The organism is Streptomyces sp. Act143, assembly GCF_003143935.1.
GTDB lineage: Bacteria > Actinomycetota > Actinomycetes > Streptomycetales > Streptomycetaceae > Streptomyces.
The window spans coordinates 7,318,589-7,332,474 of the sequence record NZ_QFRX01000001.1; the positions used below are offsets into that span (position 1 = coordinate 7,318,589).

Genomic DNA, 13,886 nt, shown 5'->3' on the forward strand with positions numbered 1-13,886 from the left:
CGATGCTTTGATGCCCCTCCCCAAAGCTGAACTGCACCTGCACATCGAAGGCACGCTGGAGCCCGAGCTGGCCTTCGAGCTCGCCGCCCGCAACGGTGTCGCGCTGCCGTACGCGGACGCCGGCGAGCTGAGCAAGGCGTACGACTTCGAGGACCTCCAGTCCTTCCTCAACCTGTACTACGAGCTGATGGCCGTCCTGCGCACCGAGCGCGACTTCGAGGACCTCGCCAACGCCTACCTGGCCCGGGCCGCCGCCCAGGGCGTGCGGCACGCGGAGATCTTCTTCGACCCGCAGGCGCACCTCGCGCGGGGCGTGGACATGGGCACGGTCGTGGACGGGCTGTGGCGGGCGCTGGGGAACAGCGAGGCCGTGCACGGCATCTCCACGCAGCTGATCATGTGCTTCCTGCGCGACGAGTCCGCGGAGAGCGCCCTGGAGACCCTGGAGGCCGCCAAGCCGTACCTCGACCGGATCGTCGGCGTCGGCCTCGACTCCGCCGAGGTCGGGCATCCGCCGGTGAAGTTCCGGGAGGTGTACGAGGCCGCCGCCGCGCTGGGGCTGCGGCGCGTCGCGCACGCGGGCGAGGAGGGGCCGCCGGAGTACATCACCGAGGCACTGGACGTGCTGGGGGTGGAACGGATCGACCACGGGCTGCGGTGCATGGAGGATCCGGCCCTGGTGGAGCGCCTCGTCCGGGACCGGGTCCCGCTGACCCTCTGCCCGCTCTCCAACGTCCGGCTGCGCACGGTCGACGTCCTCGCCGACCACCCGCTGCCCGCGATGCTCGACGCCGGGCTGCTGTGCACGGTCAACTCCGACGACCCCGCCTACTTCGGGGGCTACGCCGGTGACAACTTCGACGCGGTGCGCTCCGCGTTGGGGCTGGGGGAGGAGCGTTTGCGGGAGCTGGCCCGCAACTCGTTCGTCGCCAGTTTCCTGGAGCATGACGAGGAGCGGCGGGCCCGGTATCTGGCCGAGGTGGAGGCGTATCAGTTCTGAGTTTCGGCTCCGGGCGGGTGGGGGCCGGTCGCGCCCCGCGGCGGAGCCGCATGTCGATACAGCCCCGCGCCCCTGAAAGCCTCTACGCAGCCGTTGCCTTGTCGTAGACCTGGGCTTCCACCGGGATTTCCACCACCGGCAAGGAACGCCTGCCTGCCCCCAGTGCCACCGCCGTCATCGGTACGGCGATCAGCAGCAGGCCCGCCGCCAGGACCAGGCCCATCACCGGGAAGCCCGCCCGTGCCGAGAGCAGGCTGCCCGCCAGGGGGCCCGCGGCCGTGCCGAGGGACGAGGCCGAGCTCACGAGCACGGCCCAGCGGCCCCGTGGGTCCAGGGACGCGGCGAGGCCGATGACGTACGACAGGACGATCGGGTAGAGGACGTTCCACGCGATCTCGCCGGTCGCGAACGTGGTGAGGTCGGTCGCGGCGGCGCTCAGCGCGATGCAGGCGGCGATCAGGGCCGTGCCCGCCCCGATGGGCAGGGCCCTGCCGAGCCGGGGGCCGAGCGCGCCCGCGCCGACGACCCCGAGCAGTCCGGCGCCGAGGGCGATCGCGAAGACCGCGCCGACGGTGGCCTCGGTGAGGTGCGCCTGGTCGAGGCCGATGCGGCCGCTGACGCCCCAGAGGGAGTTCTGGGCGAGGGACCAGCACGGCAGCGTGAGAGCGAGGAGCAGCCCGGCGCGCAGGTGCGGCAGCGGGGCCTTGGTGTGCCGGGCGCCGCGGGTCGCGGTGGCGGGTGCGAGGCGGCCGGTGAGGGGCCAGACCGCCAGCGCCGTGAGGGCGATCGCGGCCAGCGGCCGGCCGTGGCCGGGGCCGAGGTGCGGGACCGTCAGATAGACGGCGCCGGCGAGCGCGGAGACACCGAGCAGGCCGAACGTGGTGGTGCGGTGCGGGTCAGGCTGGGCGGCGATGCCGGTGGCGGCCACCGCCGTCGCCGTACCGGAGCCGAAACCGCCGACGAGCACGCCCGCGACGACGGCCCACACGGTGTGGGTGAGCGCGCCGCCGCCATAGCCGAGGACGGCGAGGGCGAGGCCGGTGCGGGCCAGGAGGCGGGGGCCGATGCGGTCGACCCGGGAGGCGAACAGGAAGCCCGCCGCGGCCGAGCTCAGCAGCAGCGCGCTGCCGACGGCGCCCGCCTGGGTGGCGGAGAGCGGAAGCCCCGAGTCGAGTCTGCCGACGGTGGTCGGGAGGAGGTACGGGGCGAGGTACCCGGCCGTGAAAAGGGCAATGAGGGGCCAGGGCGTGGTGGTGCGGGGGGCGGACACGGGCGTTCCCAGGGCATGCGGAAGGAGCGGCTCAAGAAAGGGGGTTGGGCGACGACCGTCGAGGGACAGGAACGCGCGGGCAATTTGTATCAAGCACGCGGTTCCAGAAGAAGAGGCGAGGGTGTGACGTGGCACACGTTGTGTTTGGGGTGGGTGAGGGCGGGTAGAAGCGCGGCCCTCACCGCCAGTGGGCCGCCGCTCCGCCGCCGGGGGGCGCCGCCTCGATCTTGGCCCTGATCTCCCGCATCACCGCGACGATCTGCTCCTCGTGCCCCGGCGTCAGCCGGGCCACCGGCACCGAGCAGCTGATCGCGTCCTGGGCGGGGGCGTCGTAGCGCAGGGCGAAGCCGAAGCCGACGAGGCCGAGGACCCCTTCCTCGCGGTCGATCGAGTAGCCCCGGGAGCGGGTCTTTGCCAGGTCCGCCAGCAAGGACTCCCTGGTGGTGTGGGAATGGGGGGTCAGCGCCTCGTACGGCCCAGCCGGCAGCTCCGCGTCCGCCCGCTCCGCCAGCAGGGCCTTGCCCAGCGCGCCCGCATGGGCCGGCAGGCGGCGGCCGACGCGGCTGATCGTGCGCAGGTACTCGTGGGACTCGCGGGTCGCCAGATAGGCCACGTCCCGGCCGTCCAGGCGGCCCATGTGGATGGTCTCCCCGAGGGCCTCGGACGCCTCGTCGAGGTACGGGCGCACGACCCGGACGCGCGGGTCCGAGTCCAGATAGCTGGTGCCGGCCAGCAGGGCGTGGATGCCGATGCCGTAGAGGGAGCCGGTGACGTCCGTGCGGACCCAGCCCCGGGAGATCAGCGTCTGGAGCAGCGCGTACATCGAGCTGCGCGGTACGCCGAGCTCGTCGGCCAGCTCCTGCAGCCGCGCCGGGCGGTCCCCGCGTGCGGCCAGCACTTCCAGCAGTTCGACCGTGCGCGCGGCCGACTTCACCTCGCGCACACCCCCTGTCTCCGACATGTGCCGATCGTAATCGCGGATGACCGGACCATTGACGGCCGGTGTTCGCCTATCTAATCTCCATCTCCATACGCGGATGACGTCTACATGGGGAGATGGCTCGGCGTGGAGATCGACACCGACCCCGTCCGACGGCTGCGGGACGCGACGGCGACCGACGTGCTGTCCTCTCCGCCCGCCTACCCCTCGGCCGGCGGCCTCGCCGACCTCAAGGACTTGCACACCACCGGACTCGACCTCGTAGGAGGCGCCCTGTGAACCTCGCGATCGCCGACGTACGGCTGACCCCGATCCTCGTCGCCGACCCGCCGCTGCTCAACACGCAGGGCGTGCACCAGCCGTACACCCCGCGTCTCGTCGTCGAGGTGGAGACCGCGGACGGGGTCGTCGGGGTCGGTGAGACGTACGGCGACACCAAGTACCTGGAACTGGCGCGGCCGTTCGCCAAGAAGCTGATCGGACGTCAGGTGTCCGACCTCAACGGGCTGTTCACGGTCGCCGACGCGGTCGCCGTCGACGACGCCCGGGTCTCCGGACAGGCCGACGTCGGCGGGCTGCGCGGTGTCCAGACCGCCGACAAGCTGCGGCTGTCCGTCGTCTCCGGCTTCGAGGTGGCCTGCCTCGACGCCCTCGGCAAGGCGCTCGGGCTGCCCGTGCACGCCCTGCTGGGCGGCAAGCTGCGCGACACCGTCGAGTACAGCGCCTACCTGTTCTACAAGTGGGCCGGCCATCCGGCGGGCGTCGCCGCGGAGAAGGACGACTGGGGGGCCGCCGTCGATCCGGCCGGGGTCGTGGCGCAGGCGCGGCTGTTCAAGGAGCGGTACGGGTTCACCTCGTTCAAGCTCAAGGGCGGCGTCTTCCCGCCGGACGAGGAGATCGCCGCCGTGCGGGCGCTCGCCGAAGCGTTCCCCGGGCATCCGCTGCGGCTCGACCCCAACGGGGCCTGGTCGGTGGAGACTTCGCTGAAGGTGGCCGAGGAGCTCGGGGACGTCCTGGAGTACCTGGAGGACCCCGCCCTCGGGACGCCGGCCATGGCCGAGGTGTCCGCCGGGACCGACGTGCCGCTCGCCACCAACATGTGCGTGACGACGTTCGCCGAGATCAAAGAGGCGTTCGTGAAGGACGCCGTGCAGGTCGTCCTCTCCGACCACCACTACTGGGGCGGGCTGCGCAACACCCAGCAACTCGCCGCGATCTGCCGGACGTTCGGGGTCGGGGTGTCCATGCACTCCAACACCCATCTGGGGATCTCGCTGGCCGCGATGACGCACGTCGCGTCCACCGTCCCCAACCTCCACCACGCCTGCGACTCGCACTATCCGTGGCAGTCGGAGGACGTGCTGACCGAGCGGCTGGTCTTCGAGGGCGGGAAGGTCGCCGTGTCCGACGCGCCCGGGCTCGGGGTCGAGGTCGACCCGGAGAAGCTGCGGGTGCTGCACCGGCGGTGGCTCGACGACAACGGGTCGCTGCGGGAGCGGGACGACGCGGCGGCGATGCGGGTGGCCGAACCGGGGTGGGTGACGCCGGGCGTGCCTCGCTGGTGACCCACCCGTCCCGAACACCCTGCTCACTCAAGCTGGGCGGGTCCGTCGCCCCGACCGCCTTCGGGATCACCGAGGACACGACCGGGCCGGCCAAGGACGGACAGGTCGGAGTCATGGGCGTCGGATTCCTGGCCGCGCTCAGTGTGCTGCTGGTGCGCGGCGGCGGCCGAAACCAGCGCATCCCGACGCGGGCCACGACGCTCCCGGTGGCCCCGGAAGCCACTTGGGGTACGGCGCGTATCGCCCGGCCGGGCTCCGCGACGGCCTGACGCGCGGGACGCGTCGCGCTCGGTGGACCCTTCCGTTGCCGGTGGGGTGGTGCAGACTGGCTGAATCCGCACCACTCGCAGGGAGCGCCTCGTGATCGCGTCCAGGGCATCCGTCGGAAAGGCACCGTCGGGACCGTCACACCTCGGAGCGACGACCGGGCCGTGCCAGGCCCAGGTCGATCCGCTCGCCGCGCTGCGCGCACCCGGCGACCCGCCCTGGGACGTCTATCTCACCGGCACCGTCTTCCTCGACATCATCTTCACCGGGCTCGACTCCGCCCCGGTGCGCGGGACCGAGTCCTGGGCGCGCGGGATGGGGTCCAGCCCCGGCGGTGTCGCCAACATGGCGACGGCGCTGGCCCGCCTCGGTCTGAAGACGTCCCTCGCGGCGGCCTTCGGCTCCGATCACTACGGCGAATACTGCTGGGACGCCCTGGCGCAGGGCGAGGGCATCGACCTCACCCCGTCGCGCACCGTCCCGGGCTGGCACTCCCCGGTCACCGTCTCCATGGCGTACGAGGGCGAGCGCACCATGGTCTCCCACGGCCACGAGCCGCCACCGGAGGAGCCCGCCCCCGACTGCCCGCCCCGCGCGCGTGCCGCGGTCGCCTCGCTGGTGCCGGGCCGGCGCGCCCCGTGGATCGCCGAGGCCGCGAGCAAGGGCACCCGCGTCTTCGCCGACGTCGGCTGGGACGACACCGGCGCCTGGGACCTCGCGGGCCTGCCCGACCTCGCACACTGCGAGGCCTTCCTGCCCAACGCCCAGGAGGCCATGCGGTACACCCGCACGTCCTGCCCGCGCGAGGCCGCCCACGCCCTCCTCGACCATGTGCCGCTCGCCGTCGTCACCCTCGGCGCGGAGGGCGCCTACGCGGTGGACCGGCGCACGGGGGAGTCCGCCGAGGTCCCCGCCATCGCCGTGGAGGCCCTCGACCCCACCGGTGCCGGAGACGTCTTCGTCGCCGGCTTCGTCACCGGCACCCTGGCGGGCTGGCCGCTCGCCGACCGCCTCGCCTTCGCCGGGCTGACCGCCGCGCTCTCCGTCCAGGAGTTCGGCGGCTCCCTGTCGGCGCCGGGCTGGTCGGAGATCGGCGCGTGGTGGCGCAAGGTCCAGTCCGTACCGGGCCAGGACCCCGCGGCCCTGCGCCGCTACGGCTTCCTGGCGGACCTGGTCCCGACAGAACAGGCCCGCCCGTGGCCCCTGCGACGAGCGGTACCGACGATCGGGTTCCGACGGTCGGCTTAGCGGGCGTCTGCGGGGGCGGCAGGCGTGGGGGCGGCGGACATGCGGTCGGCCGCCGTGGGGCGGCAGGTATGCGGTCGGCGGTGCGGGGCGCTGGCGGTGGGGACGGCAGTCGGCGGCGTGTGCAGGTGTGGGTTCGTGTGCGGCGGGGGGCTCAGGCCGGTGTGCGGTTCAGTACCTCCGTGACCTGATTCCGTACCGCCTCCCGTGCCACGGACGGCAGTGTGCCGAGCGGTGTGCCGGCCAGGGTGTCGAGGACCGGTTCGGCCTCCCTGCCGTACGGGACGGTCTCGCTCAGGACGTCGTAGCCGTCCCGGACCGCCACCCGCAGCGTCGGCCTGCCGTCGTCCTCGGGCGTCACGGCGACGGCGACCACCAGCGGCGGCTCCCCGGTCTCCGGCAGCTTGCGGTAGCCGCTGGCCAGCGGGGTGCGCCAGCGCAGGCTCAGCAGCACCGGGCGCTTCGCCGTGAGCTCGGCGAGGTCGGTCTCGAAGGGGCCCTCCGTGTCCAGGGCGGTGGCGCGGGCGTCCAGCACCAGGGCGGCGGGCAGCAGGCAGCGCAGCGTGCTGCCGACGATGTTGCCGCCCACCGTCGCGGTCCGGCGCACCGCCCCCGTCCCCACCTTCGACGCCGCCCTGTGCAGTACCTCGGGCACCCGCTCGTCGACCCGGTGCAGCAGCACCGCCGCCCCCAGCTCCCCGGTGCCGAGCACATTGGCCTCCGGCACCTCGCGCAGGCTCATCGCCTGCTCCGGGAAGCCGTCCCGTTGCCAGACGGCCCACTGGAGGGTGGCTCCGCCGACGGGTATCGCCCCCTCGGACAGGCACTGGCGTGCCTCGGACACGGACGTGGGCAGACGCAAGAACACGGCCGACCTGCTTTCCCCGGACTTACGGTGACGAGAACTCTTCCCGGACCCGCGGCGGCGAGAACGCACGCGCGGAGCGCTGTCGGCGCGCATTCTCCCCACGCGCGCGGGGGGCGTATGCAGGGCTCACCGCGGCATGCGGGGCGCCCGCACCCCCGCTCACGGTGGGCGGAAAACACCTTCGGCGTTGTCAGCCCCCCGGCGTACCCTGGAAATCGCCAGGCCGCCCTTGTGGCGGGCGAGTCGTTTCGAGGAGGACGAGCAAGGCCTACAGAGCCGGCCCATGACTCAGACACCCACAGATCGCACCCCCGCGCAGGGACAGGCGAGAGCACAGTTCACCGTCCCCGCCCAGCACCCCATGGTGACCGTGCTGGGGTCCGGCGACTCCCTGCTGCGCGTGATCGAGAAGGCCTTCCCGGCGGCCGACATCCATGTCCGGGGCAATGAGATCAGCGCGACCGGCGACGCTGCTGAAGTCGCCCTCATCCAGCGCCTGTTCGACGAGATGATGCTGGTGCTCCGCACCGGACAGCCGATGACGGAGGACGCAGTGGAACGCTCCATCGCGATGCTCAGAGCGAGTGAGAACGGCACCAACGACGGCCAGGAGACGCCGGCCGAGGTGCTCACCCAGAACATCCTCTCCTCGCGGGGCCGCACGATCCGGCCCAAGACCCTGAACCAGAAGCGGTACGTCGACGCGATCGACAAGCACACGATCGTCTTCGGCATCGGCCCCGCCGGTACCGGCAAGACCTACCTCGCCATGGCCAAGGCGGTGCAGGCCCTGCAGTCCAAGCAGGTCACCCGCATCATCCTGACCCGCCCCGCGGTGGAGGCGGGGGAGCGGCTCGGGTTCCTCCCGGGCACCCTCTACGAGAAGATCGACCCGTATCTGCGCCCGCTCTACGACGCGCTGCACGACATGCTCGACCCGGACTCCATCCCGCGCCTGATGGCCGCCGGGACCATCGAGGTCGCGCCCCTGGCGTACATGCGCGGCCGCACGCTCAATGACGCCTTCATCATCCTGGACGAGGCCCAGAACACCTCGCCCGAGCAGATGAAGATGTTCCTCACCCGTCTCGGCTTCGACTCGAAGATCGTGATCACGGGTGACGTGACCCAGGTCGACCTGCCGGGCGGCACCAAGTCGGGTCTGCGGCAGGTCCAGGAGATCCTGGACGGCGTCGACGACGTGCACTTCTCGCGCCTCACGTCGCACGATGTCGTACGGCACAAGCTCGTCGGCCGTATCGTCGACGCGTACGAGAAGTACGACAGCAAGCACGGCACCGAGAACGGCACCCACAGGGACACCAAGGGCGGCCGGGGCAGGTCCGGGCACAAGGGGAAGTAGACACCGCACAACCATGTCGATCGACGTCAACAACGAGTCCGGAACCGAGGTCGACGAGCAGGCGATCCTCGACATCGCCCGCTACGCACTCGCGCGGATGCGCATCCACCCGCTCTCCGAGCTCTCGGTGATCGTCGTGGACGCCGACGCCATGGAGCAGCTGCACATCCAGTGGATGGACCTGCCGGGGCCGACCGACGTCATGTCCTTCCCGATGGACGAGCTGCGGCCGCCCGGCAAGGACGACGAGGAGCCCCCGCAGGGACTGCTCGGTGACATCGTGCTGTGCCCCGAGGTGGCCAAGAAGCAGGGGGAGGACGCGCCCACGCAGCACTCCATGGACGAGGAGCTCCAGCTCCTGACCGTCCACGGCGTGCTGCACCTGCTCGGCTACGACCACGAGGAGCCGGACGAGAAGGCCGAGATGTTCGGCCTCCAGGCGGCCATCGTGGACGGCTGGCGGGCCGAGAAGGGTATGACGGGTCCGTCGCCGGCCCCGACCGTGTCATGAGCCTTCCCCTCGTCTCCGGCGCGATCGCCCTGGTCGTCGTCGCCTGGCTCGCCGCCTGCGCGGAGGCGGGCCTCGCGCGCGTCTCCAGCTTCCGCGCCGAGGAAGCCGTCCGGGTCGGCCGGCGCGGCAGCGCCAAGCTGGCGCAGATCGCCGCCGACCCGACCCGCTACCTCAACGTGGCGCTGCTGGTCCGCGTGGCCTGTGAGATGGCGGCGGCCGCGATGGTCACGTACGCCTGCCTCCAGGAGTTCGACGGCACCACCGAGGCCCTGCTGGTCGCGATCGGCGTCATGGTCCTGGTGTCGTACGTCGCCGTCGGGGTCTCCCCGCGCACCATCGGCCGCCAGCATCCGCTGAACACCGCGACGGCGGCGGCGTACGTCCTGCTGCCGCTCGCGCGGATCATGGGCCCGATCCCGAACCTGCTGATCCTCATCGGCAACGCGCTCACCCCCGGCAAGGGCTTCCGCCGCGGCCCCTTCGCCTCCGAGGCGGAGCTGCGGGCGCTGGTCGACCTCGCCGAGAAGGAGTCGCTGATCGAGGACGACGAGCGCCGCATGGTGCACTCCGTCTTCGAGCTCGGCGACACCCTGGTCCGCGAGGTGATGGTGCCGCGCACCGACCTCGTCGTCATCGAGCGCTACAAGACGATCCGGCAGGCCCTCACCCTCGCCCTGCGCTCCGGTTTCTCGCGCATCCCGGTGACCGGGGAGAGCGAGGACGACATCGTCGGGATCGTGTACCTGAAGGACCTGGTCCGCAAGACGCACATCAGCCGGGACGCGGAGAGCGAGCTGGTCTCCACGGCCATGCGGCCCGCCGCGTTCGTGCCCGACACCAAGAACGCCGGCGACCTGCTGCGCGAGATGCAGCGGGACCGCAACCACGTCGCCGTCGTCATCGACGAGTACGGCGGCACCGCCGGCATCGTCACCATCGAGGACATCCTGGAAGAGATCGTCGGCGAGATCACCGACGAGTACGACCGCGAGCTGCCGCCGGTGAAGGAACTGGGCGAGGACCGCTACCGCGTCACCGCCCGCCTCGACATCACCGACCTGGGCGAGCTGTACGGCCTCGACGAGTACGACGACGAGGACGTGGAGACCGTGGGCGGGCTGCTGGCGAAGGCCCTCGGGCGCGTCCCGATCGCCGGGGCGTCCGCCGTCGTGGACCTGCCCGACGAGCGGGCGCTGCGGCTGACGGCGGAGGCCGCGGCCGGGCGGCGGAACAAGATCGTGACCGTGCTGGTGGAGCCGGTCGAACCGGTGAAGGAGGGGACGGAGGAAGAGTGACCCCCCAGGAGCTGCGCGCCTTCTGCCTGTCCTTCAACGCGGCCGTGGAGGACTTCCCCTTCTCGCCGGAGATCTCGGTCTTCAAGGTGCTGGGCAAGATGTTCGCCCTGTCCTGGCTGGACAACCGCCCCCTGACGGTCAACCTCAAGTGCGACCCGGAGGACGCGGTCCGGCTGCGCGCCGACCACCCCGGCCTGGTCGCCCCCGGCTACCACATGAACAAGCGGCACTGGAACACCGTCACGGTCGACGGGGAGCTGCCCGACCGACTCGTGCGGGAGCTGATCGAGGACTCCTACGACCTGGTGGTGGCCGGACTGCCGCGGGCGGAGCGGCTGCGCCTGGACCGGCCCTGACGGCCACGACCGGCCCGGTCCCGGCACCGCGTCAGCGCTCCCCGCGCCATGTCACCTTGTAGACGATGGCGTCCAGGGTGAAGTTGAGGCCGTAGTGGCCCGGGCCGGGGCAGTAGTGAAGACACTCCGAGCCGCTGCCGACGCCCCGCCACTCGACCTGGATGTGGTCGGGGCCGGGAAGGGGCGCGCCGTTGTTGAAGATCGACCGGCCGGCGGGACCTCGGCGGCCGAGGCCGTCGGCGCCGGGTCGTCCTACCGCCCGGTCAGCAGACCGGCACGCCTGGCACCTGGTTCTCCGGCATGCTGAGATAGATGTTGGTCATGTAGCCGCCGTACTGCGGCAGTCGGGCCCACCAGTCTGCGGCACCGACGTCTGGTACCTCGGCTACGTCGACGACTACGCCGCGACACCACCGCACTCCTACTACAACGTGTGGGTGTGGGGCGGCGACGTGAACGTCGGTGCCGACCCGGCCCCCGACGTCCCCGTCTGCTGACCGGCTCGCCCCACCCCCTCGCGATCCCCGCCCCTGAGGCCTCCGCTCCGCGCGGACGCCCGGGGGCGCGGTCGTGTCCGGGGCGGGAGAAACCCCTAAGTATGCTCGGGGCATGACCGACAGCAACGCGCCCGACCTCGATCCCGAGGACCGCAAGATCGTCACCCTGGCCCGTTCCGCGCGGGCCCGCAACGGTGTGCCCGAGGGGGCGGCGGTACGCGACGACACCGGCCGTACCTATGTCGCGGGGACCGTGACCCTGGACTCGCTCCGGCTGACCGCCCTGCAGACGGCCGTGGCGATGGCGGTGGCCTCGGGGGCGAAGTCGCTGGAGGCGGCGGCGCTGGTGACCGAGGCGGAGTCGGTGGCGGCGGCGGATCTCGCCGCGGTGCGGGATCTGGGGGGTGCGGGGACGCCGGTGCTGCTGGCGGGGCCGGACGGGGCGGTGCGCTCGACGGTGACCGCCGGCTGAGGTCCGGTTCGTCCGGGACGGTCCGGGTCGGAGCGACGGCCTCCGGCTCGGCCGAAATTGAACCTTGCCGTATTCAGTCTCTCGCGCATCAATGGAACCGATAGTTCCGACGGTCCGTCAGATTCACCCCCGCCACCCCCCACGCGGCGCGTCCCGCACCACGCCCCGCGGGCGGTCCGTCCGGGCATCTCCCGTCCATCCCCACATGGCACTTCCCCGCTACGGGAAGGGAGTCGGAACCCGATGAGAGGCAAACGAACAGCGACAGGTGCGGCACTGGTGACCGGGGCGCTCGCGGTCGCCGGGCTGGCGTTCGCACCCGCGGCCCTGGCCGTCAGCCCCGGTACCGCGACGATCGACGCCGACTGCGGCAGCTTCGGCAGCGGTGCGGCCACCATCACCGCCACACAGGACGGCACCGCCGCGACCATGACGGTCAACTCCTCGGCCATCACCGCACCGATCGGTCTGGCCGAGGACTCGATCACCTCGACCCTCACTCTGGTGAACGCCTCGGGCGGCACCAGGACCTTCACCGCCACCGAGAACCCGGCCATGGCCGCCGGTGACCCTGTCCAGGTCGGACCGCTCCCCGGCACCGTGGCCTCCGGCGACAGCCTTGAGGCCTTCGGCGGTTCGCTCACGATGACGGTCTTCGGGATCACCATCACGTGCACCGCGACCGGACTCCAGTCGCCGGGACCGTTCGTGTTCGACTGAGTATGAGCAAATCTCAACGCTGCCGCAGGAATTGACGGCACGTCAGATATTTCTGATGAATCGTCAGATTTCTGCGGCAGCTCCATTGACTTCTCACGCCATCCCCACATCAATGCCCCCTGTCGGCGCAGAAGAGCCGCTGCGCCCGCATCCCTCGGAGGGGGCAACCAACCATGAGAGACCGAAGACGCCGACGGGCGTCACTGCTGTCACTGCTGGGAGCGACCGCGCTCGCCGTCACCGCGGGCGGTACGCTCGTCGCCCCGGCCGCGGCCGCGGGCAACGTGGACTTCGCCACCCACTGCATCCCGCCCGCCGTCGCCGGCATCCCGCCCATCGACGGCACCACCACCGCGATGATCACGGTCGACAACGCCGCCCCCAAGGTCGGCGACACCGTCACCGTGACCTACACCGTGGTCAAGCCCGCCGCCAGCAACCCCACCGCGATCAGCCTGCCGGCCGACATCATGACGCCGTCCGGGAAGATCACCCTGGGCGGGGCGCAGACCGGCGACGTGACCGTCGTCGGGCCCAAGAAGAACGATCCGGTCGCGGGCAACGCCCCCTTCCCGTCGTTCAGCATGACCGGCACCTTCACCGTCACCACCGCCGGGGCCATCACCCTCTCGCCCGGCGACTACAACATCCACACCAGCTACATCCTGGAACTGGACACCCCCTGCACGGTCACCAACGCGCCCGCCCCGGTCTCCGAGACGATCACCGCGAGCCCGGTGCAGCAGCCCAACACCCGGGCCATCACGCTCGGTTCGGCCTCCGGCAACCCCGGCGACAGCGTCACCGTCAACGGCAGCCACTTCACCCCGGGCGCGACCGTCACCCTCGCCGGGCGCTCCGGTTCCAGCCAGACCGCGGACACCGCGACCGTGACGGCGGACTCCGCCGGCGCCTTCAGCGGCTCACTGGCCGTCAACGACAAGACGACCACCGGGGTCGTCGCGTACGAGGGCGCGAGCTGGACGTCCGAGCTCGGTGCCGGGCCCGCCGCCTACACCGTCATCGACACCACGCCCGTCCCGGACAACGCCCAGAAGATCAGCACCACCGTCAGGGCGGGCACCCTGTCCATGACCCAGGCCGGGGACACCGTCTCCCTGAGCGCGGTCGACTACGGCAAGGGCGGCGCCTCGGGCGGCGACCTCAACACCGTCAGCGTCAAGGACTTCCGCGGCGGCGTCGCGGGCTGGTCCCTGACCGGCAAGGTCACCGACTTCACCGGTCCCGGCGCCAAGATCGATGCCGGGGCGCTCCGTTGGACCCCCGCCTGCACCACCGAGGCGGGCAGCCCGAGCACCTGCCAGGCCGGCTCCTCCGGCACCGTGGGCTCGGCCGGGGCGACCCTCGCATCCGCCCCCGACGGCACGCTCACCGGCGGTGAGTTCACCGTCGACGCGAAACTCTCCCTGAACGTACCGGCGTTCACGCCCCCGGGCACGTACTCCGGCGTTCTCACCCTCACGCTCAGCTGACCGGAAACGGGCGTCCGCACCCGC

Annotated in this window: 15 protein-coding genes; 12 read left to right on the forward strand and 3 right to left on the reverse strand. The window is 71.8% G+C overall.

Going from position 1 to position 13,886, the window contains the following annotated elements; translation table 11 throughout:
- The first annotated feature begins 10 nt into the window (after positions 1-10).
- Complete coding sequence (locus tag DI272_RS33385; RefSeq protein WP_109498888.1) at positions 11-1,000, forward strand: adenosine deaminase; 990 nt, start codon at positions 11-13, stop codon at positions 998-1,000.
- Between the two features lie 82 nt (positions 1,001-1,082).
- Here DI272_RS33385 and DI272_RS33390 read toward each other — a convergent pair whose 3' ends face one another.
- Together DI272_RS33390 and DI272_RS33395 are read right to left on the reverse strand one after the other, a co-directional pair.
- The gene (locus DI272_RS33390; RefSeq protein ID WP_109498890.1) at positions 1,083-2,270 is read right to left on the reverse strand and encodes an MFS transporter; all 1,188 of its coding nucleotides are present in this window, start codon (positions 2,268-2,270) and stop codon (positions 1,083-1,085) included.
- 178 nt (positions 2,271-2,448) lie between these two features.
- Positions 2,449-3,231 (reverse strand): IclR family transcriptional regulator, encoded by a 783-nt coding sequence (locus DI272_RS33395; protein ID WP_109498891.1) that lies wholly within the window; start codon positions 3,229-3,231, stop codon positions 2,449-2,451.
- Positions 3,232-3,318: 87 nt separating this feature from the next.
- On the opposite strand from DI272_RS33395, the gene DI272_RS44710 reads away from it, so the two are divergent.
- From DI272_RS44710 to DI272_RS33410, 4 genes are all read left to right on the forward strand, one after another.
- Entirely contained in the window at positions 3,319-3,489 is a 171-nt protein-coding gene (locus tag DI272_RS44710; RefSeq protein WP_181387398.1) for a hypothetical protein, read from the forward strand.
- A complete protein-coding gene (locus DI272_RS33400; RefSeq protein WP_109498892.1) occupies positions 3,486-4,775 on the forward strand; it encodes a glucarate dehydratase family protein in 1,290 nt (429 codons plus the stop codon). Before DI272_RS44710 ends, DI272_RS33400 begins: the two co-directional genes overlap by 4 nt.
- Complete coding sequence (locus tag DI272_RS33405) at positions 4,745-5,044, forward strand: hypothetical protein (RefSeq protein WP_258314762.1); 300 nt, start codon at positions 4,745-4,747, stop codon at positions 5,042-5,044. Before DI272_RS33400 ends, DI272_RS33405 begins: the two co-directional genes overlap by 31 nt.
- 91 nt (positions 5,045-5,135) lie before the next feature.
- Positions 5,136-6,290 (forward strand): PfkB family carbohydrate kinase, encoded by a 1,155-nt coding sequence (locus DI272_RS33410; RefSeq protein ID WP_181387399.1) that lies wholly within the window; start codon positions 5,136-5,138, stop codon positions 6,288-6,290.
- 151 nt (positions 6,291-6,441) lie between these two features.
- On the opposite strand, the gene DI272_RS33415 is transcribed toward DI272_RS33410, so the two are convergent.
- Complete coding sequence (locus tag DI272_RS33415; RefSeq protein WP_109498896.1) at positions 6,442-7,155, reverse strand: FAD binding domain-containing protein; 714 nt, start codon at positions 7,153-7,155, stop codon at positions 6,442-6,444.
- Positions 7,156-7,438: 283 nt separating this feature from the next.
- Between DI272_RS33415 and DI272_RS33420 the strand changes: the two genes are divergently transcribed.
- The 7 genes from DI272_RS33420 (at position 7,439) to DI272_RS33450 (ending at position 13,862) form a co-directional block, all read left to right on the forward strand.
- On the forward strand, positions 7,439-8,518 hold the full coding sequence (locus DI272_RS33420; protein ID WP_109498897.1) for a PhoH family protein: 1,080 nt from the start codon (positions 7,439-7,441) through the stop codon (positions 8,516-8,518).
- A 13-nt stretch (positions 8,519-8,531) separates the two neighbouring features.
- Positions 8,532-9,029: an rRNA maturation RNase YbeY gene (gene ybeY, locus DI272_RS33425; protein WP_109498898.1), complete on the forward strand. Its 498-nt coding sequence runs from the start codon at positions 8,532-8,534 to the stop codon at positions 9,027-9,029.
- A complete protein-coding gene (locus DI272_RS33430; protein WP_109498899.1) occupies positions 9,026-10,324 on the forward strand; it encodes a hemolysin family protein in 1,299 nt (432 codons plus the stop codon). Before ybeY ends, DI272_RS33430 begins: the two co-directional genes overlap by 4 nt.
- Positions 10,321-10,680 carry an MmcQ/YjbR family DNA-binding protein gene (locus tag DI272_RS33435; RefSeq protein WP_109498901.1) on the forward strand — a complete coding sequence of 120 codons (360 nt, stop codon included), beginning with the start codon at positions 10,321-10,323 and terminating at the stop codon, positions 10,678-10,680. The genes DI272_RS33430 and DI272_RS33435 overlap by 4 nt, the downstream gene beginning before the upstream one ends.
- Before the next feature lie 609 nt (positions 10,681-11,289).
- Positions 11,290-11,649 (forward strand): cytidine deaminase, encoded by a 360-nt coding sequence (locus tag DI272_RS33440; protein ID WP_109498902.1) that lies wholly within the window; start codon positions 11,290-11,292, stop codon positions 11,647-11,649.
- A gap of 243 nt (positions 11,650-11,892) precedes the next feature.
- Positions 11,893-12,369 (forward strand): hypothetical protein, encoded by a 477-nt coding sequence (locus DI272_RS33445; protein WP_109498904.1) that lies wholly within the window; start codon positions 11,893-11,895, stop codon positions 12,367-12,369.
- 173 nt (positions 12,370-12,542) lie between these two features.
- Complete coding sequence (locus DI272_RS33450) at positions 12,543-13,862, forward strand: beta-xylosidase (protein WP_109498905.1); 1,320 nt, start codon at positions 12,543-12,545, stop codon at positions 13,860-13,862.
- Positions 13,863-13,886: the final 24 nt, after the last annotated feature.

Coding starts and splice junctions, on each gene's coding strand:
- DI272_RS33420 (WP_109498897.1), top strand. CDS start 7,439: ATGACTCAGACACCCACAGATCGCACCCCCGCGCAGGGACAGGCGAGA.
- ybeY (WP_109498898.1), top strand. CDS start 8,532: ATGTCGATCGACGTCAACAACGAGTCCGGAACCGAGGTCGACGAGCAG.
- DI272_RS33395 (WP_109498891.1), bottom strand. CDS start 3,231: ATGTCGGAGACAGGGGGTGTGCGCGAGGTGAAGTCGGCCGCGCGCACG.
- DI272_RS33440 (WP_109498902.1), top strand. CDS start 11,290: ATGACCGACAGCAACGCGCCCGACCTCGATCCCGAGGACCGCAAGATC.
- DI272_RS33450 (WP_109498905.1), top strand. CDS start 12,543: ATGAGAGACCGAAGACGCCGACGGGCGTCACTGCTGTCACTGCTGGGA.
- DI272_RS33430 (WP_109498899.1), top strand. CDS start 9,026: ATGAGCCTTCCCCTCGTCTCCGGCGCGATCGCCCTGGTCGTCGTCGCC.
- DI272_RS33385 (WP_109498888.1), top strand. CDS start 11: ATGCCCCTCCCCAAAGCTGAACTGCACCTGCACATCGAAGGCACGCTG.
- DI272_RS44710 (WP_181387398.1), top strand. CDS start 3,319: ATGGGGAGATGGCTCGGCGTGGAGATCGACACCGACCCCGTCCGACGG.
- DI272_RS33445 (WP_109498904.1), top strand. CDS start 11,893: ATGAGAGGCAAACGAACAGCGACAGGTGCGGCACTGGTGACCGGGGCG.